This window comes from Chitinimonas sp. JJ19 (genome assembly GCF_036961565.1).
In the GTDB taxonomy this organism is placed as follows: domain Bacteria; phylum Pseudomonadota; class Gammaproteobacteria; order Burkholderiales; family Chitinimonadaceae; genus Chitinimonas.
In genome coordinates this window covers 95151-121633 of the sequence record NZ_JBAMDD010000002.1, presented here as the reverse complement: position 1 = coordinate 121633, position 26483 = coordinate 95151, and the positions used below count along the sequence as shown (strand labels likewise).

Sequence of the window (26483 nt, the reverse complement as noted above, 5' to 3'; positions counted from 1 at the left end):
CCGGTGCCGTGCAGGCTGGTGGTGCCCGGCTAGTGCCGTACCGGATAGAACCAGCTCAGGGTGTAGCCGCTGGAGCGCATATCGCCCAGGTCCAGTTGCAGGAAGGCCCGCAACTCGCCATTGGCAGCCAGGCTGGCCGGCAAGGGGGATGGGGTGCCATCGGCCAGCGGGGCCAGGTAGTCACGCGGGGAGAAGGCCTTGCGGGCGACGATACGGTCGTTATCGTCGGTCAGGGTCAGCTCCAGCATGGGTAGGGCCTGGGCGTAGCTGGCCTGGTTGCGCAGGGTGGCGTTCAGCTGGATCAGGTTGGGGTGTTCGGGTAGTGATACCAGCTCATTCCATTCGGTACGCAGGAATTCGGCTCGCGCTGGCAGGGTCATGGTGCAGCCTGCCATGGCGCAGAACCGCTGCAGCTTGGGGGCTATGCCAGGTAGCTGGATGGCCAGGTCGGTATGGTAGCGGTAGGCAACCTGGCCGCCCAGCGCAATGGCGGCCAGCAGGGCCGGTATGCTCCACAACCAACGCCAGGGCGAGGGGCCGCCTGGCACGCGCAGCATGGCTTCATCCTGCGCCGTCAGAATAGGGCGATAGGTGCCACTTGCTGTGTCGCCGGCCAGGGGTGATGCAGCTGCCATCACGGCGGGTTCAGGCTCGGGTGTCTCGGCCGGCGGCAGGGCAGCTTCCACACTGGCGCTGGTTGCGCTATGCCAGGCCTCGAAGTCGGCGCTGGAAAAGGCGGCTGCTGCTTCGGCCGGGGGGATTTCGATGACTTCTATGCCGCCGGCAGGCAGGTCATGCAGGCCGTGGTCGTCGCCCAGATGATCAGGGTCAGGCGTAGGCGGGATCGGTGCCTCATGTTCGGCTTCGCGGAAATTCAGGTCCAGCTCCAGCATTCCGTCCGGTTCGGCATGGGCTGCTGCTGCCTTGGGTGCATCGTCTGCCAAGCTGGCGGGCAGGCCGGCCTGGGACAGTACGCTGGCCAGGTGTTGCAGGCTCTGGCTGGCGAGCGAGTCATCCTTGCCGTCACGTTCTGCTTCGGCTGCTGCCTCCAGCTGGCTGGTGACGCTGTCCAGGCCGTAGGCCGCGTCTTCCTGTGCCTGGGTTTCGGCGGCGCTCGGCTTGGTCGGTTCGGGCTTGGGCTGCGCTACCTCGGGCACCGGCACCGGTGCGGCCTTGGGCGATGGGGCTGCGATCGCTGGCTTGGCTGCCTCACGCGGTCGCGATTCCCCTTGCAACTGGCTCAGGGCGTCGAAGACGAAAGCACATCGCCCGCAGCGCACCTTGCCATCAAAGGCACTGAGGTGGGCGTCGGTGACGCGGAAGCTGGTGCGGCAGTTGGGGCAGCGCGTGATGTGGTACATGGAGCCGGATTTTAGCCGCAGCTTCTGCGGGCGTGTCTAACTATCCGCATGAGGCGGGGCCGGGGTGTGCGTAAAGTGTCATGCCGACTTAGCTGCGTGTACCTGCAATCCGCACCCAACCCTCGCGCTCGGCGGATACCGCCAGCTCGAATGCGGGGGCGTAGAGGCTAATGATTTCGTCGGCTTGTTCCGCCAGGATGCCGGACAGCACCAGGCGGCCGCCACTGCGGCAGCGGCTGGCCAGCAGTGGCATCAGCATCTTGAGCGGGTTGGTCAGGATATTGGCGACAACCAGGTCGTAAGTGCGATCCGGGGCGGCATCGGGCAGGAAGAAATCGGCACTGACGTGATTCTGCTCGGCATTCTGCCGGCTGGCGGTCATGGCTTGTTCGTCTATGTCCACGCCATGGGTCTCGCCGGCCCCCAAAAGCTTGGCGGCGATAGCCAGGATGCCCGAGCCGCAGCCATAGTCGAGCACACTCTCGCCCTGGCGCACCTGGTGATCCAGCCACTGCAGGCATAGCCAGGTAGTGGGGTGGCTGCCGGTGCCAAAGGCCAGGCCAGGGTCCAGTGCGATATTGATGGCATTGGGCGTGGCCGCGTGCCAGGTGGGGGTAATCCACAGCCGGTCCGATACCTGTATGGGTTCGAACTGCGACTGGGTCAGCCGCACCCAGTCCTGCTCCTCCACCCGGCTGACGCTATGGCGCGGCAAGGGGATGCCGGCTGTGCCTGCGGCGGCCACCACCATCAGGGCAGCATCGCTGTCTTCTTCCAGCAGGGCCACTACCACGCTTTGTTCCCACAACTGCTCCAGCGGCATGCCGGGTTCGCCAAAAATGGGTTTTTCCAGCTCGGTGCCGGCGGTGGCGTCTTCGATGCTGACGCTGAGCGCACCCAGGTCAAACAGGGCGTCCGACAGGGCTTCGGCGTGGGTGGAATCGGCGTGGATACGCAGTTCTTGCCAGGGCATGGCGATACTCCAGGGGCAGCGTGAAATGACAGTGGCCGAGCATCAAGGCTCGGCCACTGTGGATTTTAACAGCTATTGCGCGCGGTCATGCGCTCAAGCCGCGTCGGCCTGGCGGTGTTCAGCCCTTGGCCTCGGCCAGCAGGTGCTCCAGGTAGTGGATGGAGGTGCCGCCCTTGACGAAGCCCTTGTCGGTAAACAGCATCTGGTGCAAGGGGATATTGGTCTTGATGCCCTCCACCGCCATCTCTGACAGGGCAATGCGCATGCGCGCCATGGCCTGCTCGCGGGTATCACCGGTGGCGATCACCTTGCCCACCATGGAGTCATAGTTGGGGGGGACGGTATAGCCTTGGTAGATGTGCGAATCGACCCGGATGCCAGGGCCGCCCGGTGGGTGGTAGGTGATGATCTTGCCAGGGCTGGGGATGAACTTGAACGGGTCTTCCGCGTTGATGCGGCATTCCATGGCGTGACCCTTGAGCACGATATCCTTCTGGCTGAAGCGGAGTTTCTCGCCTGCCGCAATGCGTATCTGTTCCTGCACGATATCGATGCCGGTGATCTGCTCGGTCACCGGGTGCTCCACCTGTACCCGGGTGTTCATCTCGATAAAGTAGAACTCGCCGTTCTCGAACAGGAATTCGAAGGTGCCGGCGCCACGGTAGCCGATGCGGCGGCAGGCCTCGGCACAGGCTTCGCCTACCCGCTTGCGTTGCTTGTCGGTAATGCCGGGGGCGGGGGCTTCTTCTATCACCTTCTGGTGGCGTCGCTGCATGGAACAGTCGCGCTCACCCAGGAACACAGCATTGCCGTATTCGTCAGCCAGCACCTGTATCTCGATATGGCGAGGATTCTCGAGGAATTTCTCCATATACACAGTCGGGTTGCCAAAGGCGGCGCCGGCTTCGGTGCGGGTCATTTCCACCGACCGGATCAGGTCTTCCTCCTGCCGCACCACCCGCATGCCACGACCGCCGCCGCCGCCGGCGGCCTTGATGATGACGGGGTAGCCGACGCGACGGCCTATCTTCAGCATCTCCTCGTTATCGTCTGGCAGCGCGCCATCAGAGCCGGGTACGCAAGGGACGCCGGAGGCTTTCATGGCGTCCTTGGCGCTGACCTTGTCGCCCATCAGGCGAATGGATTCAGGACGCGGGCCGATAAACACAAAGCCGCTTTGCTCCACGCGCTCGGCAAAATCGGCATTCTCGCTGAGAAAGCCGTAGCCGGGATGGATGGCCTGGGCGTCGGTGACTTCGGCGGCGGCAATGATGGCGGGGATGTTCAGGTAGGACTGCGGCGATGGTGCCGGCCCGATGCAGACCGATTCATCGGCCAGCTTGACGTACTTGGCCTCGCGGTCGACCTCGGAGTGGACAACCACGGTTTTGATGCCCATCTCGCGGCAGGCGCGCTGGATGCGGAGGGCTATCTCCCCCCGGTTGGCAATCAGGATTTTTTCGAACATGGATTAACTCCGTGAGGGGTGAGGAGCCGGGGATGGGGCGCGGGCGCAGTGGTAGCCTCGGGTCCTATCCCTCCAGCCTCACAGAATTTCAACCGATGATGAATAGCGGCTCGCCGTATTCAACGGGCGAGCCATTGTCGACCAGGATGGCTTTGACGACACCGGCGGTTTCCGCTTCGATCTCGTTCAGGAGCTTCATGGCTTCGATGATGCAGAGGGTATCGCCGACATTGACCTGCTGGCCCACTTCGACAAAGGCCTTGGCACCCGGGCTGGAAGCACGATAGAAGGTGCCCACCATGGGCGACTTGAGCGGCGTGCCTTCGGGCAGGGCGCTGGCAGCCGGGGCTTCCACGGCAGCGGGTGCAGCGGGGGCGCTGCTGGGCATGCTGTATTGCTGCATGGGGGCTTGTGCATACATCACCGGGGCGTTTTGCGATACGCGGGTGATGCGGACTTTTTCTTCGCCTTCGGTAACTTCAATCTCGGCAATGCCGGATTCTTCCACGAGGTCGATCAGCTTTTTGAGCTTGCGTAGATCCATGCCCGTTCCCTTTTTTAGGTATTGGTTTGTCTTGTCTGGCCTGAAGGCTTGCGTCAGGTCGACATTTGGCGATTCAGATAGTCAATCGCGTGCTGTAGCGCATAGCCATAACCGGCTGCGCCCAGCCCGCAGATAACGCCCACCGCGAGGTCGGAAAAATACGAGTGATGCCTGAACGGCTCGCGGGCGTGGACGTTGGAGAGATGAACTTCGATAAATGGCAACTTGACCGCCGCCAGCGCATCGCGCAGGGCGACGCTGGTATGGGTATAGGCGGCCGGGTTGATGATGACGAAGCCGGTGCCGTCGGTGAAGGCGGCGTGGATGCGCTCTATCAGCGCAGCTTCGCTATTGCATTGAAAGGTGGTGCAGGACAAGCCGGCAGCACGCGACTGCTCGATAAGACGAGCGTCTATGCTGGCAAGGGTGTCAGCGCCATAGTATTGTGGTTCGCGGCGGCCGAGCATATTGAGGTTCGGTCCGTGCATTACCAAAATGTCTTTGGGCTGTCCAGCCAAATTGTGCTGTGTCGGCTGAGTCATGGCGGCGAGTTTGCCGCAGATGCGCGCACGTTGTCTACAGATCGCCGAAAATTCGGTCAAGCGCCCGCTCGAAAATAGACCGTGCTTGTTGCGGAAATGTGCGCTGCGTAAGGGTTTACGCTGATGTCCTAGCGGCGGACGCCGGGTCGGGGCAGCGGCAGGCGGGCTGATATAATGGCGCGTTTTCCTGGTACATGCCGAATTTTTTAGCCATGCAGCTCTCCGATTTCGATTATTTCCTGCCCGATCACCTGATCGCCCAGTTTCCCCCTGCCGAGCGGGGCGGTAGCCGCCTGCTTCATTTGCCCGTGCAAGATGGGATGGCGGACAGGCGATTTGCCGAGCTGCCCAGCTTGCTTCGCGCGGGCGACCTGCTGGTGCTGAACGATACCCGCGTCATCAAGGCGCGCTTGCTGGGGCAGAAGGACAGTGGCGGCCAGGTAGAGGCCATGGTGGAGCGGGTGCTGAACGAGCACGAGGCGCTGGCCATGGTGCGCGCCAGCAAATCGCCCAAGCCCGGTAGCTGGTTGCACTTTGGTGGCACTTGGCGGGCGGAGATGCTGGCGCGGCAGGGCGAGTTCTTTCATCTGCGCTTTGAGCAACCGGTGTTGACGGTGCTGGACGCTGCCGGTGCCTTGCCCTTGCCGCCCTATATAGAACACGCGCCCGACGGTGCCGATGCGGAGCGCTACCAGACCGTATTCGCGCGGGAGCCCGGTGCGGTGGCGGCGCCGACTGCGGGCCTGCACTTTACCGATGCCATGTTGGCTACGCTGGCGGGGCAGGGTGTGGCGCATGCCCGTTTGACCCTGCATGTGGGGGCAGGTACTTTCCAGCCCGTGCGGGTGGAGAATCTGGCCGAGCACCGCATGCACCACGAGCGTTACAGCATACCTGCCGAAACACAGGCCGCCATACGCCGCACCCGCGAACAGGGTGGCCGTATCGTGGCGGTGGGTACCACCAGCTTGCGTGCGCTGGAGGCCTCGTGCCAGCATGGTGATATGGCCGAGCCCGTTGGTGATACCGACATCTTTATCACGCCGGGTTATGAATTCCGGCTGGTGGACGCACTCATTACCAACTTCCACCTGCCCAAATCCACCCTGCTGATGCTGGTGTCGGCCTTTGCCGGCTACGAGCGCATGCAACTGGCCTATGCTCATGCTGTGCGTGAGGAATACCGTTTCTTCAGTTACGGAGATGCAATGCTGCTGGAGCGGCGGTAAAACCTGCCGTCTGCTGCCATAATCCTGTCATGCCCGATACCGCCCCTGTGACGCCACGCGTCGCCTTCTTGCCGCGCAACGAAAAAGGTCGCGATTTTGTCGTGGGCGATCTGCATGGCTGCCGGCGGGATCTGGAGGTGTTGCTGGTGCTCTCGGGTTTCAATCCGGATAGGGGCGACAGATTGTTCGCCACTGGCGATCTGGTGGATAGGGGGCCGGATGCCATGGGCTGCCTCAAGCTGCTGGCCCAGCCCTGGTTCTATTGCGTGCTGGGCAATCATGAGCAGATGCTGCTCAATGCCCTGACCGGCGACGATGCTGCCATCGCCTTGTCGGTGGCGAATGGTGGCGGCTGGGCGCTGGGCTCCATACTCAAGCGTGACCCGGCCCTGCAGTCTGCCGCACGGGTGGTGGAGCGCTTGCCGCATGTGCTGGTGGTGGGGCCGGGCACCTCCGAGCGATTCAATGTGGTGCATGCCGCCTTGCTGCAATCGCCGGCCGATATGTCGCTGTACCGCGATGCGGATCTGGATGCCAAGCTCGACAGTGCCGACGACAAGGCGGTGGAGCGGTTGATCTGGAGCCGCAACCTGGCGGATGAGGCTGCCGTGGCGGCGCTGGAACACCGTGGCCCCAGTTGGCGGGAGGGGCTGTCGCTGACCTATTGCGGCCATAACCCGGTACCCTATCCGGTCATCCATCAGTCGCATTGCCATATCGATACCGGTTCGGGCTATGAGGGCAATGTGGATGTCAATCGGGTTGACAGCGGCGCGCCGATGCGCCTGACCATGGCCGAGCACAACGGCGGCAACCCTATCTTCTATACCCGCTGAGCATGGCTCGCGGTTTCCTGTTTTGCTAACACTGACGCGCGCCGGGCTGTGTACCCGGTGGTGCAAGGAGTCATACCATGCCGGACAACGGCCTGAGCTTTACCCTCAAGACCACCAGCCACGGCGCCCGCCGCGGTAGCGTGGAACTCAACCATGGGGTGGTGGAGACGCCTGTCTTCATGCCCGTGGGGACCTATGGCACGGTCAAGGCCATGGCGCCCAATGAGCTGGACGAGATAGGTGCGCAGATTGTGCTGGGCAATACCTTCCACCTCTGGCTACGGCCGGGTCTGGAGGTGATCGCCAAGCACGAGGGCCTGCATCGCTTCATGGGCTGGGACAAGCCCATCCTGACGGATTCGGGTGGCTTCCAGGTGTTCAGCCTGGGTGCCTTGCGCAAGATCAGCGAGGAGGGGGTCAAGTTCCAGTCGCCGGTCAATGGCGACAGGCTGTTCCTGACGCCCGAGGTGTCGATGCAGATACAGGATGTGCTCAACTCCGATATCGTCATGATCTTTGACGAGTGCACGCCCTATCCGGCCGATGAGAAGACGGCCGCCGCCTCCATGCGCATGTCGGCTCGCTGGGCGAGACGTTCCAAAGAAGAGTTCGAGCGCCTGCAGAACCCCAATGCCTTGTTCGGCATCGTGCAGGGTGGCATGCATGAGCGCTTGCGCGAAGAAAGCCTGGCGGGGCTGGAGGAGATAGGCTTCCACGGCTTTGCCATAGGTGGGCTGAGCGTGGGCGAGCCCAAGGAGGATTTTGCCCGCATCCTGGCGCATACCGCCCCCAGGCTGCCAGCCCACAAGCCCCGTTACCTGATGGGGGTGGGTACGCCGGAGGATCTGGTCTTCGGGGTGTCGCAGGGCATAGACATGTTCGACTGCGTCATGCCTACCCGCAATGCCCGTAACGGTTGGCTATTTACCCGCTGGGGCGATGTCAAGGTCAAGAATGCGCGTTACAAGGACGATGTGCGGCCGCTCGATGAAAGCTGTGGCTGCTACGCCTGCCGTAACTTCAGCCGGTCCTACCTGCACCATTTGTTCCGTACGGGCGAGATACTGGGTGCGCGGCTCAATACCATCCACAACCTCTACTACTACCAGTGGCTGATGGCGCAAATGCGTGCGGCCATCGAGGCCGGTCAGTTTGCCGAGTTTGTGGCGCAGTTCCATGCCGAACGTGGGCGCGGTGTGGACTGACCCAGGGAAGGGGCGCTGGGGCTAGCCGCCACCTCCTGCTCGTGCTTGGCCTGATCAGCGCTTCATCAGCTTGCCGTCCTTGACGGCCACCTTGTCGCCGGGTTGCATGCCGGGGTCTTCGTTGAACTCGGCATGGGCCACCTCGCCGTTGTACAGCCGGAAGCTCACCTGCCAGACCTTGTGGCGACGGGCCTTCTCCTCGATCTTCTTGCCCAGCAGGGCACCGCCTACAGCGCCGATGGCGGTGGCGACGTTCTTGGTGGAGCTGCTGGCATCGTTACCTGCCATCTGCCGGCCTATCACGGCACCGGCCACGCCGCCGCCCACTACGCCTACGCCCGTGCTATCACCATCACGCTCCTGTTGCTTCACCTCGGTGACCAGGCCGCAACTGTTGCGGCACTTGAGTGCGGCGTCGCGCTCGCGGCTGGCCATCTTGAGACTATCTTGCCGTGCGCGGTCCGCCGTCTTTTTACACTGCTTGTGCTGCGGGCCGCGTTGTTCCTTGCATTCCGCCACGGCTTGCTTGTAAGCGTCGGCGATGCGGGTTTTTTCGGCGTTGTAAGCCTCTGCCACGGCGTCGCCGGCCAGTGCAGGGGCGGCAATCAGGCAGGCCAGGAGTAAGGGGAGGATGCGCATGTCGGAGTCCTTTTTGTGGGTGGGCTGGCTTGGTGTGACCAGCATCTGCTGCTTATTTTAGTCGCCGGTCTTGTGAACTGTTGCGCCGACCATCATCTAATACGCTATCGTCATCGGTCGCTGGTGGATTTTGCCCCCGTGGGGGGCTAGAATGCGCGGCTTGTTTTTTCAATGCTTACCGGGATTTACCCATGTTCATTTCCCCCGCTTACGCTGCACCGGCCCAGGCTGCTGAGAGCTCGCTGTTGCTGCAATTGGCCCCCATGGCCGTCATCTTCGTGCTGTTCTACTTTATGCTGATACGTCCGCAGCAAAAGCGCATGAAGGAACAAAAGGCCATGATAGACGCCATCGGCAAGGGTGATGAGCTGGTCACCAATGGCGGTATCCTGGGTCGTGTGGTCAAGGCTGGCGAACAGCACCTGACCATAGAAATAGCCGATGGCGTGGAAATCGTCATTCAGCGTGGCGCTGTTGCCGCCAAGCTGGAAAAAGGCACGATCAAAGCTCAACGCTAAGTTTCAATCGGGCAGCCCTGTGGGCTGCCCGCTCTTCATTCGGCCATGTGCCGCACGGGTTGCCCCGCCATGAATCGTTATCCCCTCTGGAAAAACCTGATCATCCTGATCGCCCTGGTGGCCGGTTTGATCTACGCCCTGCCCAATCGCTATGGCGAAACCCCTGCTGTGCAGATATCCGGTACGCGCTCCAGCGTAAAGGTGGATACGGCCGTGATGGACAGGATCGAGAAGCTGCTGCAGGCAGCCAAGATCCAGCCAGAGGGTGCCTTCCTCGAGAACAATAGCCTGAAGGTGAAGTTTGCCGGCACCGAGGCGCAGCTGAAGGCCAAGACGGCCATACAAGAGGCGCTGGGCGACGACTATGTGGTGGCCCTGAACCTGCTGCCCAATACCCCGGGCTGGCTGGCTCAGTTGCATGCCAAGCCCATGGCGCTGGGCCTGGACTTGCGCGGTGGCGTGCATTTCCTGATGCAGGTGGATATGCGTGCCGCAGTCGACAAGGCCTATGAGCGGGTGGCCGGCGATGTACGGCGTGAACTCAAGGACAAGAAGATACGAGCCGGCAGCATCAAGCGCCTAGCCACCGGGGTGGAAATACAGCTGCGCGATGAGGCGACCTTGAAGGAGAGCCGCAAGGCGATCGAGCGTTCGCTGCCTACCGTGCAGATCGCCCAGCAAAGCGGTGAAGGCGGCTACCGTCTGTTGCTGACGCTGACGGATGAGGAGCAGCGCCGTATTCAATCCGATGCGGTGAAACAGAATATCGCCACCCTGCATAATCGGGTGAATGAGCTGGGCACCACCGAGCCCGTGATCCAGCAGCAGGGTGCTGATCGCATCGTGGTGCAGTTGCCAGGCGTGCAGGATACTGCCCGTGCCAAGGACATTATCGGCCGTACCGCCACGCTGGAAGTGCGCATGGTGGAGGAAGACAGCGCCAAGCTGGCCGAAGCCCTGGCTGGTAGGGTGCCGGCTGGCTACGAGTTGCTGGAGGAGTTGGATCCGCGTGGCAACCGCCCCATCCTGCTGAAGACCGATGTAGAGCTGACCGGTGAGAACATCAATGATGCCCAGGCTGGCTTTGACGACCAGAACCAGCCGGCCGTGCATATTGGCCTGGATTCGGCGGGCGCTAATATCTTCCGCCAACTGACGGCCGAGAATATCGGCAAGCGCATGGCCATGGTGCTGGTGGAAAAGGGCAAGGGCCAGGTGGTGACCGCCCCGGTCATACGCGGTGAAATTGGCGGTGGCCGGGTGCAGATCACCGGTTCCATGTCCACGGCTGATGCCAACGATACTGCACTGCTCTTGCGCGCCGGTTCGCTGGCTGCTCCCATGGAAGTGGTGGAAGAGCGCACCATAGGCCCTAGCCTGGGTAAGGAGAATATCGAGAAGGGTTTCAACTCGATGTTCTACGGCTTTGGTGCTGTGGTCCTGTTCATGATCATCTACTACCGCATGTTCGGCGTGACCGCTTCGCTGGCCCTGGGAGCCAACCTGGTGTTCCTGATCGCGCTGCTGTCGGTGCTGAGCACTACCCTGACCCTGCCAGGCATTGCCGCCATTGCGCTGACCCTGGGTATGGCGATTGACTCCAACGTGCTGATCAATGAGCGCATACGGGAAGAGGTGCGGGCTGGCGTGCCACCGCAAACGGCCATCAAGGCCGGTTACGAGCATGCCTGGGCCACCATCCTGGATTCCAACATCACCACCCTGATTGCCGGTGTGGCGCTGTTGATCTTTGGTTCGGGCGCGGTGCGTGGCTTTGCTGTGGTGCATTGCCTGGGCATCATCACCTCGATGTTCTCTGCCGTGGTGGTGTCGCGCGCTCTCGTCAACCTGATCTACGGCTACCGCCGCAAGGTCACGTCGCTGGCTGTATAAGGAAGCAAGATCATGTTGGAAATGTTCCACCTTAAAAAAGACATACCGTTCATGAGCTATGGGCGGCTGACGACGACCATCTCGCTCGCCACCTTCCTGCTCGCGGTGTTCTTCCTGTTCTACAAGGGGCTCAATCTCAGTATCGAGTTCACCGGCGGTACGGTACTGGAGGTGCGCTACAGCCAGCCGGCCGACCCTAACCAGGTGCGGCATACGGTCGAGGCCCTCAACCTCAGTGGCAAGCACCAGGAAATCCAGGTGCAACTCTTGGGCAGCCCGCGTGACGTAATGATACGTCTGCCCAATGTCAGCAATATCACCAGCGCCAAGTTGTCCGAGACGGTGATGGCCGAGCTGCGCAAGACCGATGCCAAGGTCGAGAGCCGCAAGGTGGAGTTCGTTGGTCCGTCGGTGGGCGAAGAGCTGGTGACCCATGGCCTGACTGCCCTGGCCCTGGTGTGCGTCGGCATCATCATCTACTTGGGTATACGCTTCGAGTGGCGTTTTGCTGTGTCGGCCATCATCGCCAACCTGCATGACGTGGTGATCATTCTCGGTGTATTCGCCTTCTTCCAGTGGGAGTTCTCGCTTACCGTGCTGGCGGCGGTGCTGGCGGTGCTGGGTTACTCCGTGAACGAATCGGTGGTGGTGTTCGACCGTATCCGCGAAAACTTCCGCAAGGCCGGCATGCGTGGCAAGGGCATCAATGAGGTGATAGACAACGCTATCACTGCCACCATGAGTCGTACCGTGATTACCCACGGCTCGACCGAAGTGATGGTGCTGGCCATGCTGCTGTTCGGTGGCCCGGCCCTGCATGGTTTCGCCATGGCGCTGACCATTGGTATCGTATTTGGTATCTACTCTTCCGTGCTGGTGGCCTCGCCCCTGCTGCTGCTGTTTGGCCTGACCCGCGAAAGCATGGTCAAGCCAGTCAGGGTCAAGGAAGAAGCGGTCGTTTGATTCGGGATGCTCGCCGGCAGTACGACCTGGGTTTGGGTTGTGCTGCCGGCTTTGTCCATTTGTAGCCTACCGCTTGTAGTCGACCGCTTGCTGGCCTTTGCCTAGGGTAAGGCCCTGATTCACCTGCCGGGATGTAGCCTTGGATTTCAACCTGATAGACATCATTCTCCATCTGGACCAGTTTCTGGCCATGATGGTGTCGCAGTATGGCCCCTGGATCTACGTCATCCTGTTCCTGGTCATCTTCTGTGAGACCGGGCTGGTCGTCATGCCCTTCCTGCCGGGCGATTCCTTGCTGTTTGTGGCGGGCGCGGTGGCGGCACAGGGCGGTATGGACCCCTTCCTGCTGGCTGGCTGCCTGATTGTGGCGGCCATACTGGGTGACAGCGTCAACTATGTGATAGGCCGCAGTGCTGGCGAGCGCCTGTTCAGCAACCCGTCGTCCAAGGTATTCCGGCGCGACTACCTGGAGCGCACCAAGGACTTCTATCAGCGCCATGGCGGCAAGACCGTGGCCATGGCACGCTTCCTGCCTATCGTCCGTACCTTTGCGCCTTTTGTGGCGGGTATGGCGCATATGGCGTATGGCAAGTTCCTGTTCTTCAGCGTGGTTGGTACCCTGGCCTGGGTGGGCTCGCTGGTGACGCTGGGCTACCAGTTTGGCCACGTCCCCTTCATCAAGAACAATCTGTCGCTGATGGTGGTGGTGGTGGTGGTGCTCTCCCTCTTGCCCATGTTGATCAAGCTGGTGCATAGCCGCATGGCTGCACGGGCCTGATGGATTGATGGTGGCAGTACCCATGGAAAGTTTCTACACCGATAAATCGCAGGTGCGCCGCGCCTTTGAGCGCTCGGCGCGCACCTATGATGGCGCGGCGGTATTGCAGCGCGAAGTGGCCGATCGTATGTTCGAGCGGCTGGAACTGGTCAAGCTGGCACCTGCACAGATGCTCGATGCAGGCTGCGGTACCGGTTATGCCGGCCCCAAGCTGCGTAGCCGCTATCCGGATGCCAGGCTGATCGAGCTGGACCTGGCCATGGCCATGCTCAAGGTGGCGGCTAGCCGGATAGGCTTGTTGGGCAAGGTATTCGGCAAACGCCACTGGCAGGTGTGCGCCGATCTGGAATCCCTGCCGCTGGCCAATGATTCGGTAGACCTGGTATGGAGCAGTCTGGCCATGCAATGGCTGAACGAGCCCGATGCGGCATTCCGCGAGTGCCATCGTGTGCTGCGGCCAGAGGGCTTGCTGATGTTCAGTACCTTCGGGCCGGATACCCTGCTGGAGCTGAAACAGGCTTTTGGCCAGGTGGATGACAAGCCCCATGTGAACCGTTTTATCGATATGCACGATCTGGGCGATGCCCTGAGTCATGCCGGTTTTTCTGCGCCCGTCATGGATATGGAAAAAATCGTGCTGACCTACGCAGATGTCCGCAGCGTGATGCGCGATCTAAAAGCTATCGGCGCCCACAATGTCGCCATGGGGCGTAGCCGTGGCCTGATGGGCAAGCAGGCTTTTGCCCGTGCCGAGGCGGCCTATGAGCAGTTGCGCCGTGATGGCAAGCTGCCAGCCACTTATGAAGTGGTCTATGGTCACGCCTGGAAGCCGCAACCCAAGCCGCAACTGGCTGATGGCCGTCAGGTCATCGAGTTCCGCCCCCGCCCCAAGACTTGAGGTTGGTATGGCCCATGGCTATTTCATCACCGGCACCGATACCGAGGTAGGCAAGACGGTTGCCACCTGCCTCCTGCTGCGTGCTGCCGTGGCGGGTGGCATGCAGGCGGTTGGCATGAAGCCGGTCGCCTCGGGCTGCGTGCCGGGGCCGCACGGTGGTCTGGATAACGAAGATGTGCTGGCCCATGAGGCTGCTGGCAATGTGGTGGCGCCCCGTACCCTGACCAATCCCTATGCCTTTGTGCCGCCTGTTTCGCCGCATCTGGCGGCACGCGGCGCCGGCGTGGCGATTGATATCGGCCTGATACAGGCACGCTACCAGCAACTGCAAAGACAGGCTGAGCTGGTGCTGGTGGAAGGGGCCGGGGGCTGGCTGGCGCCGCTGGACGACAACCATACCATGGCAGACCTGGCCGTCAGGCTGGGGCTGCCTGTGATCCTGGTGGTGGGCCTGCGGCTGGGTTGCCTGAACCACGCCATGCTGACAGTGGCGGCCATTGCGGCGCGCGGCTTGCCCATGGCGGGCTGGGTGGCCAACTGTGTGGATCCGGCCATGCGTGCGCGCGAAGACAATCTTGCCTATTTAACGCAACACATTGCGGCCCCCTGCCTTGGGGTGATCCCTAATTTCTCTGCCGGGCAAAAAGCCGAGTCGAATCAAGAGCAAATGCTCGGATTTGAGCTCAAAATGCTTATCAAATAAGGACTTCGGCCCTGAACTGCCGTTGAGCCGCCCCGACAGCTCTGCTAGCATACGTGCGACTTTTTGCCACATGCCTTGATCGTCATCAAGACATGTCGCGAAACAGACACGACGCCGGAACACCGGCGCAGAGGGAAAAGACGCCTGCATCCGTGGGCGTTCCGTCATGGGGACAACATGAAAAAACGCGCATCCTGGTCGTTTGCAGCGCTGGCGCTCGGCACCAGCCTATCTGCCTTGGCAGACTACAAGCTCAATCTGCAGACACCTGTTACCAAACTCGGTGAAGAGGTTTATGACCTCCATACCTTCCTGTTGGTGATCTGCTCGGTCATCTTCGTGGTGGTATTTGGAGCGATGTTCTACTCCATCTTCAAGCACCGTAAGGCAGCGGGCCACAAGGCCGCCAATTTCCACGAAAGCACCACGGTGGAAATCGTCTGGACCATTATCCCGGCGCTGATCCTGGTGGCCATGGCCTGGCCTGCCACCAAGGTCATCATTGCCCAGAAGGACACCCGTGGTGCCGATATGACCATCAAGGTCACCGGCTATCAGTGGAAGTGGGGCTATGACTACCTCGACGAGGGCATCAGCTTCCACAGCCGCCTGGCTACGCCGCAAGAACAATACGAGAACTACGAAGGCCAGAAGCCGGTACGCAATGCCGACTACATGCTGGAAGTGGACAACCCCGTTGTGGTGCCGGTGGGCAAGCGCGTACGCCTGCTGCTGACCGCCAATGATGTGATCCACTCTTGGTGGGTGCCGGCTTTCGCCGTCAAGCAGGATGCCATCCCCGGCTATATACGTGACACCTGGTTCAAGGCCGAGAAAGAAGGCGTGTACCGTGGTCAGTGCGTAGAGCTGTGTGGCAAGGACCATGGCTTCATGCCCATCGTGGTGAACGTGGTTTCGCAAGAGAAATACGATGCCTGGGTGGGCGAGCAGAAGAAGCTGATGGCCGCCAGCCAGGACGATCCGAACAAGGTCTGGACGCTGCCTGAGATGGTGGCGCGCGGCCAGAAGGTCTACGACAGCAACTGTGCCGTCTGCCACCAGGCCAACGGCAAGGGCCAGGGTGCCTTCCCGGCGTTGGATGGCTCCAAGATGGTGGTGGGCCCCAAGGCTGATCAGGTGCATCTGCTGCTGAAGGGCAAGGGCGCCATGCCGGCATGGGAAAAGACCCTGTCCGATACCGAAATCGCTGCGGCGATTACCTTTACCCGCAATAGCTGGGGCAACAAGACCGGTGAGCTGATCCAGCCTGCCGAGATCAAAGCCGCCCGTAGCATGTGACGGCAGCACAGAGCGAGGACAAGAATATGACCACTACCGTTCACACGCCTGATCACGCCCACGGCGATGATCACCACGATCACCATCCACATGGCCTGACCCGCTGGCTGGCTGCGACCAACCACAAGGACATCGGCACGCTGTACATGTGGTTTGCCTTCATCATGTTCCTTACAGGTGGCGTGATGGCGCTCTGCATCCGGGCCGAACTGTTCAGCCCCGGCCTGCAGTTCGTCCGGCCTGAGCTGTTCAACCAGTTCACCACCCTGCATGGCCTGATCATGGTGTTCGGCGCCATCATGCCGGCCTTTACCGGCCTGGCTAACTGGATGATTCCGCTCATGATAGGCGCGCCCGACATGGCGTTCGCCCGCATGAACAACTGGTCGTTCTGGCTGTTGCCACCGGCGGCCTTGTTGCTGATGATCAGCTTTGCCGTGCCTGGCGGTGCTGCTGCCGCCGGCTGGACCCTGTATGCCCCGCTGTCCACACAGATGGGCATGGGCATGGACCTGACCATCTTCGCCATCCACATCATGGGTATCTCGTCCATCATGGGCGCGATCAACATCATCACCACCATCCTCAATATGCGTGCCCCCGGCATGACCATGATGAAGATGCCGATGTTCGTGTGGACCTCGCTGATCACCGCCTACCTGCTGATTGCCGTGATGCCCGTGCTGGCTGGCGCTGTGACCATGGTGCTGACTGATCGTCACTTTGGCACCAGCTTCTTCAATGCTGCCGGTGGTGGCGATCCGGTGCTGTACCAGCATATCTTCTGGTTCTTCGGCCACCCCGAGGTGTACATCATGGCGCTGCCCGCATTCGGCGTGGTCAGCCAGGTGATCCCCACCTTCGCCCGCAAGACCCTGTTCGGCTACCACTCCATGGTGTACGCCACCTCGTCCATCGCCATCCTGTCGTTCATGGTGTGGGCGCACCACATGTATTCGGTGGGTATGCCGGTAACGGCCCAGCTGTTCTTCATGTATGCCACCACCCTGATTGCGGTGCCTACCGGTGTGAAGGTGTTCAACTGGATCGCCACCATGTGGAAGGGCTCGATGACATTCGAGACCCCCATGCTGTTTGCCATCGGCTTTGTCTGCCTGTTCACCATGGGCGGCTTCTCCGGCGTGGTGCTGTCGATTGCCGCTGTGGATATCCAGCTGCATGACACCTACTACGTGGTAGCCCACTTCCACTATGTGCTGGTGGCTGGTGCGCTGTTCTCGCTGTTCGCCGCCGTGTACTACTGGTTGCCCAAGTGGACCGGCTTCATGTACTCCGAAACCCGCGGCAAGATTCACTTCTGGTGGTCGATGATCGCCTTCAACGTGACCTTCTTCCCCATGCACTTCCTGGGTCTGGCTGGCATGCCGCGTCGTATCCCCGACTATGCCGTGCAGTTCACTGAATTCAATGCCCTGGCCTCGGTTGGCGCCTTTGCTTTCGGTATCGCCCAGATTTACTTCCTGTTCGCTGTGCTGCTGCCCACCATCCGCGGTGGTGCCGGCCCTGCACCGGCCAAGCCCTGGGAAGGTGGTAATACCCTGGAGTGGGAAGTGCCCTCGCCGGCGCCGTTCCACACCTGGGAGCAACCGCCGTCGCGTGAGCTGGTGGACAAGCTCGCCGCCCAGCAGCAGTTGCACTAAGCATGGCTGGCAAGAACCTGCGTACCGCCGTGGTGCTGGCTAGCGTTGCGGTGGTGCTATGCCTCGGCTTTGCCGCCCGTTTTTGGTTGTTTGGTCAATAAGGCCTGTTGATGGATACGCTGCAGTCCGATAACCGCCGATTGATGGCCAAGCTGATCGTGATTGCGGTTGGCATGTTCGGCTTTGGTTTTGCGCTGGTGCCGTTCTATGACCAGATCTGCGAAGCCACTGGCATCAACAACCTGTTGCGCCCCGACAAGGTGGAAAACACCCAGGTGGTGGCCAGCCGGACGGTGACGGTGGAACTGGATGCCAACCTGCGGGCCGACCTGCCCTGGCGCTTTGCGCCGGAGCAGCGCAAGCTGCAGGTGCATCCGGGCCAGATGGTGCAGGTGGTCTACGATATCGAGAACAACGGACCCCGTCCCATCGTGGCGCAAGCCATACCCAGCTATGGCCCCAAGCGGGCCGGTGAATACTTCAACAAGCTGGAGTGCTTCTGCTTCAGCAAGCAGCAATTTGCGGCCGGTGAGAAGCGCCGCATGCCGGTGGTGTTCGTGATTGATCCCAGCCTGCCTGAGGACATCCATACCATCACCCTGTCGTACAGCTTCTTTGAAGTGGCCGGCACGGCCCAACCGGCAGCCTGAATATGCGTGAGCAAGAGAAGTCCAGCCTGAATCCCCTGCGCGCCGTAGGCGCCGTGCTGGCTGCCTTTACCGGCATACGGCGAGGCAAGGATTCCAAGGAAGATCTGCAGAAACTCAAGCCGGTCCAGATCATTCTGGCCGCACTGATCTGTGCCGCGGTCTTGATCGCCGGCCTGATCATCCTGGTAAAAAGCATCGTGCCGGCGCAGTAGCGGCGGACACGCAAGACCGAAAAGGGAGCAGACAACATGGCAACAACGCAGCAGCCTGATTATTACGTACCCGCACCGTCCTGGTGGCCATTCAAGGGCGCCGTCGCGCTGTTCGGCATCGGCCTGGGCGCCTCCTTGCTGGTCAACTCGGTGCCGTTTTCCTGGGTGCCCCTTTCCATCGGCGTCGCCATCCTGCTGTGGATGCTGTTCGGCTGGTTTGGTGATGTGATCCGTGAGTCCGAAGGTGGCGTCTACTCCAAGCGGGTGGATATTTCCTTCCGCTGGGGCATGGGCTGGTTCATCTTCTCTGAGGTGATGTTCTTCGCCGCCTTCTTCGGCACCCTCTACTACCTGCGCAGTATCTCGGTGCCCGAGCTGGGCAATATGGAACACAAGATACTGTGGCCCGATTTCAAGGCCATGTGGCCCATGTCTGTCGCGCCCAATGGCACCGAACCCTACCAGGTGATGGGCCCATGGGGCTTGCCGGCCTGGAACACCCTGATCCTGCTGACCTCCGGCGTGACCCTCACCTGGGCGCACTGGGGCATGATGGAAAACAAGCGTGGCCAGCTCAAGCTGGGCCTGCTGCTCACCGTATTGCTGGGTGCCTTGTTCCTGGGCCTGCAGGTCTATGAATACGCCCACGCCTGGGGCGATCTGGGCCTGACGATGGCATCTGGTGTGTATGGCGCCTCGTTCTACATGATGACGGGCTTCCACGGCATGCATGTGTTCATCGGCGCGCTGATGCTGGCCGTCATGTATTTCCGCTCGGTCAAGGGCCACTTCACTGCCGAGCACCACTTCGCCTTCGAAGCCGCCGCCTGGTACTGGCACTTCGTGGATGTGGTGTGGCTGATACTGTTTGTATTCGTGTACTGGTTGTAAGGCCTGCCGCAAGGCGTAAAAATGGTGCAGCGCAGGCTGCACCATTTTGTTTGTAAAGGCCGGCTGCAGCGCCAACCAGTTTTGCCTGGCGGCGCCGATTGGCTCAGTACACGCCGTGTGGCTGTATCCAGCCCAGCCGGTAGGACAGCATCAGGAACAGGAACAGGGCGACCGACAGGCTAATGCGCAGGGTCAGTGCCTTGACGGTACGTTTGGAGCTGTCCTTGCTGCGTATCAGCGAGAACATGGCACTACCCAGTGCAAACAGGATGCCAAGTATCATCAGCACGACAATGATTTTCATGATGTAGGGCGTCAGCGGGAAAAACCCGAGTGTATGCCCAGTCTCCCCTCGGTATCCAACCCTATCGCCATCCCCGTCTGCTTCTTGCCATGCCCTTGCGTCGTCCCCGCCTGCTGATCATCATCGCTACCCTGTTGTTTGTGGCGTTGACCGTGCGTCTGGGCTACTGGCAACTGGGGCGAGGGCAGCACAAGCAGGCGCTGGCAGAGCGCCAGCAGGCCATGGACCAACTGGCACTGCTGCCCTGGCGGGGTGAGCTGGGCGATGCCGCCTGGCAAAGGCGCTATCGGGTTGAAGGTGTGTGGCTGGCCAGCGGCCAGATATTCCTGGACAACCGCATACACAAGGGCAGGGCAGGGTTCCATGCCCTGGCGCCGCTGCAATTGGCGGATGGCCGCCTGTTGCTGGTCAACCGGGGCTGGCTGCCCAAGGTGCCAGGGGTACAGCCACAGGTACCGCTACCGGCCGGGCCTGTGGTGTTGCAGATACGCCTGCAGCCGCCCCAGCAGCAGTATGTGGAGCTGGCGGCGGATCAGGCCGGTGGCGTGGTCTGGCAGAATCTGGACTGGGCACGTTACCGCAAGCTGGTGTCGGCATCGGTGGTGCCAGCGCTGGCGCAGCAATTAGGTGAGAGTGACGCGCTGGCGCGCGACTGGCCAGCCGTGGATTTTGGCGTGGAGAAGCACTACGCCTATGCAGGCCAGTGGTTTCTGTTTGCGGCCCTGGCCGTCGTTCTGTTTTTTATCTTGCACTGGAAGCGCCGTAACACATGAATGCTGCCACACAACCCAAGCGCAACGGCCGTTGGATATTGTTTGCCCTGATCGCTATCACCATCGCACCGGTGCTGGCTTCCTACCTGGCTTATTACGTCTGGCGGCCCGAGGGCGGCAAGACCTACGGCGAGTTGCTCAAGGTCGGCCCGGTGCCGGCGTTCCGGCAAGCTGGGCTGGACGGCAAGCCAGCATCACTGGCTGATCTGAAGGGGCGCTGGGTGTTGGTCATGGCGGCCAGCGGCGACTGCCAGCAAGCCTGCCAGAAAGATCTGCATGCCCTGCGCCAGATACGCATGGCGCAAGGCAAGTTCATGGACAGGGTAGAACGACTGTGGCTGGTGACCGATGCCGCCGTGCCGTCAAAGCAGGCCCTGGCCGCCGCCGATGGCGCCCGTACTGCGCGCGCGCTGGAGGTGATTCCCCTGCAGGGCGATGTGGCCACCGGCTACTACCTGATCGATCCGCTGGGCAACCAGGTGATCCGCTATCCGCGTAGCGCCGACCCGGTACGGGTGATCAAGGAAGTAGGCAAGTTTCTGAAGAATAATGAGAACCTGGGTTGATCATGTTTCGTAAACTCGCTCTCCTGGCCGTCGTCTGGACGCTTTGCGTGGTGGTGCTGGGCGCCTATGTGCGCCTGTCTGATGCCGGCCTGGGCTGCCCCGATTGGCCCGGCTGCTATGGCAAGGCTACCCCGATACATGCGGTGGACGAAATACTGGCGGCCCATGCCGAAGCACCCCATGGCCCGGTCAGCATGGCCAAGGCCTGGAAAGAGATGGTGCATCGCTATCTGGCCAGTGCATTAGGCCTGCTGGTGCTGGTGCTGGCCGTGATGGCAGTCAAGCATCGTGATCGGCTGCGGCAATCGCCCCTGCTGGCGGTTTCCATCTTTTTCGTGGTGTGCTTCCAGGGCGCGTTGGGCATGTGGACGGTGACCAAGCTGCTCAAGCCTGCCATTGTCACCAGCCACCTGATCGGCGGCATGACCCTGGTCGCCATGCTGACCTGGCTGGCCTTGCGGCAGCGGGACTGGGCCAGGGTGGAACGTGCAGGCGGATTTCGCTTGGCTGCCTTCGTGGGCCTGCTGGTGGTGTCCTGCCAGATCATCCTCGGTGGGTGGGTCAGCACCAACTACGCCGCAGTCGTCTGCACCGACTTCCCCACCTGCCAGGGTGCCCTGGTACCGCAGATGGATTTCCGCGATGCCTTCCATGTGCTGCGCGAACTGGGCCAGACGCCGGAAGGGGAGCTGCTGAGCATGGCCAACCTGACCGCCATACACTGGCTGCACAGACTGGGGGCGCTGGTGACCTTTTGTTTTATAGGCATACTGAGCTGGCGCTTGTATGCGCAGGGTGTTTTGCGTAGCCTTGCGCTCGCCATTGCTGGCATGTTGCTGCTGCAGGTAGGCCTGGGTATCAGCAATGTGGTCTTCCATCTGCCGCTGTCGGTTGCCGTGCTGCACAATGCTGGCGCTGCCATGCTGCTGCTGCTGATGGTGGTGCTGAATTACCGGCTGGCGCAGCGCCGCTAAGGGCAAAGCGCAGGAGAAATGTGATGAGTGCCGTGACCCTGACCAAACCGCCACTGGGCCTGAAAGCCCGGCTGCGTGAATTCCTTGCCCTGGCCAAGCCCAGGGTGGTGGCCCTGATCGTCTTCTGTGCGGTCATCGGCATGTTCCTGGCCACCCCCGCCTTGCCGCCCTGGCTGCCTGTGCTGGCCGCCACCGTCGGCATAGGCCTGGTGGCCGGTGCCGCTGCGGCCATCAACTGCCTGGTGGAGCAGAAGATCGACGCCCTGATGGCACGCACCCGTGCCCGCCCCCTGCCGCGTGGGCAGGTGACCAGCGGCCAGACGCTGGGCTTCGCCCTGGTGGTTGGCGGCATAGGCTTGTTTATTCTGCACCAATGGGCCAATCCGCTCACCATGTGGCTGACCCTGGCGACCTTTGTCGGCTACGCCATCATCTACACCGTCGTGCTCAAGCCCAGCACGCCGCAGAACATCGTGATCGGTGGGGCATCGGGTGCCATGCCGCCGATACTGGGCTGGGCGGCAGTCACGGGCGAAGTCAGTCATGATGCCATGATCCTGTTCCTCATCATCTTCGCCTGGACCCCACCCCACTTCTGGGCCCTGGCGCTCTACCGGCGCGATGACTATGCCCGTGCCGGACTGCCCATGTTGCCCGTCACCCACGGTGAAGCCTTCACCCGGCTGCATGTGCTGCTCTACACGCTGATACTGACGGCAGTCACCTTGCTGCCTGTGGCCACCGGCATGGGGGGCGGTATCTATCTGGTGTCCGCCCTGATACTCGATGCCATCTTCCTGGTCTATGCCTGGCGTATCTGGCGCAGCTATACCGATGAGTTGTCGCGCAGCACCTTCCGATATTCCATCCTCTACCTCTCGCTGCTGTTTGCCGCGCTGCTGGTGGATCACTATCTGCACATCCCACTACGATGATATCCCTGCGTAATCTGGGCGCCCTGCTGCTGACAGCCTGCCTGGCGCTCACCGCTTGCAGCGAGGCGCCCAAGCCGGCCTTTCTCTCCACCGACGTGACCGGCGCCCCCATAGGCGGCCCGTTTACGCTGACCGATCACCACGGCAAGCAACGGCGGCTGGAGGAGTTCAAGGGCAAGGTGGTGGTGATGTTCTTTGGCTACACCCATTGCCCCGATGTCTGCCCCACTACCATGAGCGAGCTGAAGGCGGCCATGACGCAATTGGGCGATAAGGCCAAACAGGTACAGGTGCTATTTGTGACGGTGGACCCGGAGCGGGACACCCAGGCCTTGCTGAGTCAGTACGTGCCGGCCTTCCATCCCGACTTTCTGGGATTGCGGGGCACCCCCGCCGAAATTCGGGCGGTGACCGACCGATTCCGCATTGTTTTTCAGCGGAATGGCACGGATGCGACAAATTACACCGTAGACCACAGCGCGGGCAGCTATATTCTGGACAGGGAAGGCAAGTTGCGCCTGTTCGTCAGCTATGGCGCTGGCGCAAAGGTGTTTTCTCATGACATTGGTCTATTGTTGTAAAAAAGGGTCGATGTGGTGCCGGACTTTGGGCTGTGGATAACATCGCGCTAGTGTGGATGCCTCGCCGGCTGTGGCAAAATCCCGAAATCATCAATATATAAACAGGCTCCCAAACACTGTGGCGGAAGCGGAAAACAACCCCTCTCAGGAAGGCAAGGCACCCGTTGCGCTGATTCCAGAAGGCGTGGACGTCAGCAGCTTTCTGCTGCGTACGCCGGTAGAAATCGGTTTCGTGCTCCGTTCACTGGCGCAAAAGGGTGATCTGGTCTCGGTGTACTTCGATCACGGCCAGTTCTCCTTCTTGTCCGCCATACTGGAGTGCGACACCAAGCAGCAACGCTTCTGGTTCGACATCTGCGGCGTAGAGGCTATCAACCGCTCGCTGCTGCGTGCCGATCACATCGTCTTCGCGGCCGCCCCCGAGGGCGTGCGTATCCAGTTCGTGCTCGATGGTGGTATCTCACTGGTCGATTACGACGAGCGCCCAGCCTTTGAGGCCAGCTTCCCCAATGATCTGATCAAGCTGCAGCGGCGCGAGTACTTCCGGCTCGATACCCCCATAGGCAAGCCACTGCTGTGCAAGCTGCGCCACCCCAATGGCCGGGTGCTGGACCTCCCCCTGCACGATATCTCCATCGGCGGCATGGGGCTGTGGATGCAAGGTCAGGTCGAAGTCGAGCAGCTGGATGTGTTCCCCGGCTGCCGTGTCGACCTCGGCACCTTCGGCATGGTGGAACTGACCATAGAGATACGCAGCAAGCGCCAGGTGACCAAGCGCGACGGCACGGTGCAGACCATGCTGGGCACCCGCTTTGTCGACCTGCCCCGGCAGACCGAGAACCTGCTCCAGCGCTATATTGCGCAATTGGAGCGCGAGCGCCATCAGCTGTTGCGCAATTGATTACCCGACCGCTCGATCGCCCAGCCGGTCGAGCAGGGTTTGCGGCGTAGGGTAGGCCAGCCGCAGTCGCAACTCCTTGCGCAGCCGCTGATTGCTCAGCTGGCGTGATTCCCGCATGAATGACCATAAAGCCGGAGATACCTGCTGTTCTGCCTCGGCGCGCGATAGCCGAGGTGGCCGGGGTAGGTGATAGGTATCGGCTACCTTGTCAAACCACTCTCCCATCTTCCAGCGGCTGTCGTCGCAAGCGTGGTAGACGCGGCCCTGGCGGCCACGGAACAAGGCCAGGCAGGCGGCGTGGGCCAGATCATCGGCATGGATATGGTTGCTGTAGCCATCGTCCTCCGGCCGTAGCGCGGCCGTGCCTTTATGCAGGCGCTCCAGCGGTAGCCGGTCTGCCGCATAGATGCCTGGGGCGCGCAGTATGCTTACCCGGCAAGCGCTACGCTGGCCAAAGCGCCGGAGCAAGGCCTCTGCCGCAACCCGGCGCCAGGCGCGGGCAGACTCCGGCCTGCAGGGCTGGCTTTCGGTCAGCAGTGCGCCGCCACAATCGCCATACACCCCGCTGGTACTGATGTAGCAGAGCCCCCGTGGTAGAATCGCGCCTTGCGCGAGCATTGCGGCCAATCGCATGCTGCGTGGGTCGTTGTTGCCGGTATTGGGTGGCGGGGCACTATGCAGTACATACTCGGCCAGCCCAGCCAGGCGTTGCAGGCTGCGGCGCTGGTCCAGGTCGCCGCGCACCGGCACCACGCCCTGGCTGCGCAGCCGCTGGGCCTGCTCGGTACTGCGGCACAAGGCATAAACACGGAAACGTGCCGTCAGCCAGGGCAAGGCCCGCTGCATCACGTCGCCGCAACCCACGATCAATAGTCTTCTTTTACGCATGGTGCGATTGTAGCCGTACCGTGTGTGCCAGCAGGAACCAACATGTCGCATCAGCTCACCATCGAACCGAGCAAGCAGCAAATTACCGTGGAAGAAGGCGAAACCCTGCTGGATGCCGCCATGCGTGTCGGCTTCAACATGCCTTATGGCTGCCGTAACGGCGCTTGCGGCGCCTGCAAGGGCCGCGTGTTGCAGGGCGAGATCAGCCATCGCGAACATTCCGGCTCTGCGCTCAACAAGACCGAAGAAGCCCAAGGCCTGGCCCTGTTCTGCTGTGCCGAGCCGCAAGGCGACGTGGTGATCGAATGCCGCGAAATCCAGGCCACCAAGGATATCCAGATACGCACCCTGCCATGCCGGGTAGAGAAGATAGACCGGGTATCGCACGATGTGGCCGTACTCTCGCTCAAGCTACCGACCAATGAGCGGCTGCAGTTCTTGGCCGGCCAGTACATCGATATCCATACCAAGGATGGCAAGAAGCGCAGCTTCTCGCTGGCCAACCCGCCCCACACCGAAGACTACCTGCAACTGCATGTGCGGCTGGTGCCCGGCGGCGAATTCTCCGAGTATGTCCACAACTCGATGCGCGAGCGCGAGATATTGCGCTTTACTGGCCCGCTGGGCTCCTTCTTCCTGCGCGAAGAGTCGGACAAGCCCATCATCTTCCTGGCCAGCGGCACCGGCTTCGCCCCCATCAAGAGCATAGTCGAGTACGCCATCAAGAAGAACATCCAGCGCGAGATGATTCTCTACTGGGGCGCCCGGACGCTGGACGACCTCTACATGCCCGAGCTGGCAGGCCAGTGGCAGGCCGAGATGCCCAATTTCACCTTTATCCCAGTGCTGTCCGAACCCAAGCCAGAAGATGCCTGGCATGGCCGTACCGGCTTTGTACACGAGGCCGTGCTGCACGATTTTGCCGACCTGGCGGGCTATCAGGTCTATGCCTGCGGCGCCCCGGTAATGGTGGAAGCCGCCCACGGCAGCTTCACAGGCCGCGGCCTGCCGGCAGACGAATTCTTCTCGGATGCATTTTTTCTGTCGAAAGATCTTCGCAAAAGCTGATAGATCGGTATAATTCGCCCCCTGTGCCGACATAGCTCAGTTGGTAGAGCAGCTGCCTTGTAATCAGCAGGTCACCAGTTCGATTCCGGTTGTCGGCACCAGAAAATCTAGGGGCTACGTGAAAACGTAGCCCCTTTCTGCTTTGCGGATTGCAGGCGGCTCCACAATTTTTGTCTTGACTGGGCGGTAAATCTAACTTCAGCCCTAGTCTTGCCCTGTGGGCAGAGGAC

29 protein-coding genes and 1 tRNA gene are annotated in these 26483 nt (G+C 61.3%); 22 read left to right on the top strand and 8 right to left on the bottom strand.

Going from position 1 to position 26483, the window contains the following annotated elements; genetic code table 11:
* Positions 1–29: 29 nt before the first annotated feature.
* The 5 genes from V7714_RS02970 to aroQ form a co-directional block, all read right to left on the bottom strand.
* Complete coding sequence (locus tag V7714_RS02970) at positions 30–1361, bottom strand: DUF3426 domain-containing protein (RefSeq protein WP_335387983.1); 1332 nt, start codon at positions 1359–1361, stop codon at positions 30–32.
* An 88-nt stretch (positions 1362–1449) separates the two neighbouring features.
* Complete coding sequence (gene prmA, locus V7714_RS02965; RefSeq protein ID WP_335387981.1) at positions 1450–2334, bottom strand: 50S ribosomal protein L11 methyltransferase; 885 nt, start codon at positions 2332–2334, stop codon at positions 1450–1452.
* Positions 2335–2452: 118 nt separating this feature from the next.
* Positions 2453–3802, bottom strand: coding sequence for an acetyl-CoA carboxylase biotin carboxylase subunit (gene accC / locus V7714_RS02960; RefSeq protein ID WP_335387979.1), 1350 nt, complete (start codon positions 3800–3802; stop codon positions 2453–2455).
* An 88-nt stretch (positions 3803–3890) separates the two neighbouring features.
* The gene (gene accB, locus V7714_RS02955; RefSeq protein WP_290332122.1) at positions 3891–4346 is read right to left on the bottom strand and encodes an acetyl-CoA carboxylase biotin carboxyl carrier protein; all 456 of its coding nucleotides are present in this window, start codon (positions 4344–4346) and stop codon (positions 3891–3893) included.
* 53 nt (positions 4347–4399) lie between these two features.
* On the bottom strand, positions 4400–4888 hold the full coding sequence (gene aroQ, locus V7714_RS02950; RefSeq protein WP_335708643.1) for a type II 3-dehydroquinate dehydratase: 489 nt from the start codon (positions 4886–4888) through the stop codon (positions 4400–4402).
* A gap of 212 nt (positions 4889–5100) precedes the next feature.
* On the opposite strand from aroQ, the gene queA reads away from it, so the two are divergent.
* From queA to tgt, 3 genes are all read left to right on the top strand, one after another.
* Positions 5101–6117 carry a tRNA preQ1(34) S-adenosylmethionine ribosyltransferase-isomerase QueA gene (queA, locus tag V7714_RS02945; RefSeq protein WP_335387976.1) on the top strand — a complete coding sequence of 339 codons (1017 nt, stop codon included), beginning with the start codon at positions 5101–5103 and terminating at the stop codon, positions 6115–6117.
* A 29-nt stretch (positions 6118–6146) separates the two neighbouring features.
* Entirely contained in the window at positions 6147–6953 is an 807-nt protein-coding gene (locus V7714_RS02940) for a metallophosphoesterase (RefSeq protein WP_290332120.1), read from the top strand.
* 77 nt (positions 6954–7030) lie between these two features.
* Positions 7031–8158, top strand: coding sequence for a tRNA guanosine(34) transglycosylase Tgt (gene tgt / locus V7714_RS02935; protein WP_335387974.1), 1128 nt, complete (start codon positions 7031–7033; stop codon positions 8156–8158).
* Between the two features lie 54 nt (positions 8159–8212).
* On the opposite strand, the gene V7714_RS02930 is transcribed toward tgt, so the two are convergent.
* The gene (locus V7714_RS02930) at positions 8213–8797 is read right to left on the bottom strand and encodes a glycine zipper 2TM domain-containing protein (RefSeq protein WP_335387972.1); all 585 of its coding nucleotides are present in this window, start codon (positions 8795–8797) and stop codon (positions 8213–8215) included.
* Positions 8798–8988: 191 nt separating this feature from the next.
* On the opposite strand from V7714_RS02930, the gene yajC reads away from it, so the two are divergent.
* The 11 genes from yajC to V7714_RS02875 all read left to right on the top strand — a co-directional run bounded on the left by yajC (position 8989) and on the right by V7714_RS02875 (position 19263).
* On the top strand, positions 8989–9315 hold the full coding sequence (yajC, locus tag V7714_RS02925; RefSeq protein ID WP_284194656.1) for a preprotein translocase subunit YajC: 327 nt from the start codon (positions 8989–8991) through the stop codon (positions 9313–9315).
* Between the two features lie 69 nt (positions 9316–9384).
* Positions 9385–11208, top strand: coding sequence for a protein translocase subunit SecD (gene secD, locus V7714_RS02920; protein ID WP_335387970.1), 1824 nt, complete (start codon positions 9385–9387; stop codon positions 11206–11208).
* Positions 11209–11223: 15 nt separating this feature from the next.
* Positions 11224–12171: a protein translocase subunit SecF gene (secF, locus tag V7714_RS02915; RefSeq protein ID WP_335708642.1), complete on the top strand. Its 948-nt coding sequence runs from the start codon at positions 11224–11226 to the stop codon at positions 12169–12171.
* Between the two features lie 139 nt (positions 12172–12310).
* Complete coding sequence (locus V7714_RS02910) at positions 12311–12949, top strand: DedA family protein (protein ID WP_335387967.1); 639 nt, start codon at positions 12311–12313, stop codon at positions 12947–12949.
* 22 nt (positions 12950–12971) lie between these two features.
* Positions 12972–13847: a malonyl-ACP O-methyltransferase BioC gene (bioC, locus tag V7714_RS02905; RefSeq protein ID WP_335387965.1), complete on the top strand. Its 876-nt coding sequence runs from the start codon at positions 12972–12974 to the stop codon at positions 13845–13847.
* 7 nt (positions 13848–13854) lie between these two features.
* Positions 13855–14550, top strand: a complete 696-nt coding sequence (bioD, locus tag V7714_RS02900) for a dethiobiotin synthase (protein WP_335387963.1) — start codon at positions 13855–13857, stop codon at positions 14548–14550.
* A gap of 177 nt (positions 14551–14727) precedes the next feature.
* On the top strand, positions 14728–15849 hold the full coding sequence (gene coxB / locus V7714_RS02895) for a cytochrome c oxidase subunit II (RefSeq protein ID WP_335387959.1): 1122 nt from the start codon (positions 14728–14730) through the stop codon (positions 15847–15849).
* A 26-nt stretch (positions 15850–15875) separates the two neighbouring features.
* Entirely contained in the window at positions 15876–17510 is a 1635-nt protein-coding gene (gene ctaD / locus V7714_RS02890; protein ID WP_284194650.1) for a cytochrome c oxidase subunit I, read from the top strand.
* Positions 17511–17620: 110 nt separating this feature from the next.
* Complete coding sequence (locus V7714_RS02885; RefSeq protein ID WP_284194649.1) at positions 17621–18160, top strand: cytochrome c oxidase assembly protein; 540 nt, start codon at positions 17621–17623, stop codon at positions 18158–18160.
* Positions 18161–18162: 2 nt separating this feature from the next.
* The gene (locus tag V7714_RS02880; protein ID WP_335387956.1) at positions 18163–18372 is read left to right on the top strand and encodes a DUF2970 domain-containing protein; all 210 of its coding nucleotides are present in this window, start codon (positions 18163–18165) and stop codon (positions 18370–18372) included.
* Between the two features lie 36 nt (positions 18373–18408).
* On the top strand, positions 18409–19263 hold the full coding sequence (locus V7714_RS02875; RefSeq protein ID WP_335387954.1) for a cytochrome c oxidase subunit 3: 855 nt from the start codon (positions 18409–18411) through the stop codon (positions 19261–19263).
* 103 nt (positions 19264–19366) lie between these two features.
* Here V7714_RS02875 and V7714_RS02870 read toward each other — a convergent pair whose 3' ends face one another.
* Positions 19367–19567 carry a twin transmembrane helix small protein gene (locus V7714_RS02870; RefSeq protein ID WP_284194646.1) on the bottom strand — a complete coding sequence of 67 codons (201 nt, stop codon included), beginning with the start codon at positions 19565–19567 and terminating at the stop codon, positions 19367–19369.
* A gap of 89 nt (positions 19568–19656) precedes the next feature.
* Here V7714_RS02870 and V7714_RS02865 point away from each other — a divergent pair, with 89 nt between their 5' ends.
* From V7714_RS02865 to V7714_RS02840, 6 genes are all read left to right on the top strand, one after another.
* Positions 19657–20340, top strand: a complete 684-nt coding sequence (locus V7714_RS02865; RefSeq protein WP_335387952.1) for an SURF1 family protein — start codon at positions 19657–19659, stop codon at positions 20338–20340.
* Positions 20337–20906: an SCO family protein gene (locus tag V7714_RS02860; protein WP_335387950.1), complete on the top strand. Its 570-nt coding sequence runs from the start codon at positions 20337–20339 to the stop codon at positions 20904–20906. Before V7714_RS02865 ends, V7714_RS02860 begins: the two co-directional genes overlap by 4 nt.
* A gap of 2 nt (positions 20907–20908) precedes the next feature.
* Entirely contained in the window at positions 20909–21880 is a 972-nt protein-coding gene (locus V7714_RS02855) for a COX15/CtaA family protein (RefSeq protein WP_335387948.1), read from the top strand.
* Between the two features lie 23 nt (positions 21881–21903).
* Positions 21904–22815, top strand: coding sequence for a heme o synthase (cyoE, locus tag V7714_RS02850; RefSeq protein WP_335387947.1), 912 nt, complete (start codon positions 21904–21906; stop codon positions 22813–22815).
* Complete coding sequence (locus tag V7714_RS02845) at positions 22812–23396, top strand: SCO family protein (RefSeq protein WP_335387945.1); 585 nt, start codon at positions 22812–22814, stop codon at positions 23394–23396. The genes cyoE and V7714_RS02845 overlap by 4 nt, the downstream gene beginning before the upstream one ends.
* Before the next feature lie 118 nt (positions 23397–23514).
* Positions 23515–24297, top strand: a complete 783-nt coding sequence (locus V7714_RS02840; protein ID WP_284194640.1) for a flagellar brake protein — start codon at positions 23515–23517, stop codon at positions 24295–24297.
* Here V7714_RS02840 and V7714_RS02835 read toward each other — a convergent pair whose 3' ends face one another.
* On the bottom strand, positions 24298–25185 hold the full coding sequence (locus V7714_RS02835; RefSeq protein WP_335387943.1) for an NAD-dependent epimerase/dehydratase family protein: 888 nt from the start codon (positions 25183–25185) through the stop codon (positions 24298–24300). It abuts the gene before it with no gap.
* 42 nt (positions 25186–25227) lie between these two features.
* On the opposite strand from V7714_RS02835, the gene V7714_RS02830 reads away from it, so the two are divergent.
* A complete protein-coding gene (locus tag V7714_RS02830; protein WP_284194638.1) occupies positions 25228–26253 on the top strand; it encodes a CDP-6-deoxy-delta-3,4-glucoseen reductase in 1026 nt (341 codons plus the stop codon).
* 25 nt (positions 26254–26278) lie between these two features.
* Positions 26279–26354 (top strand) — tRNA-Thr (locus tag V7714_RS02825).
* The last annotated feature ends 129 nt before the right edge of the window (positions 26355–26483 follow it).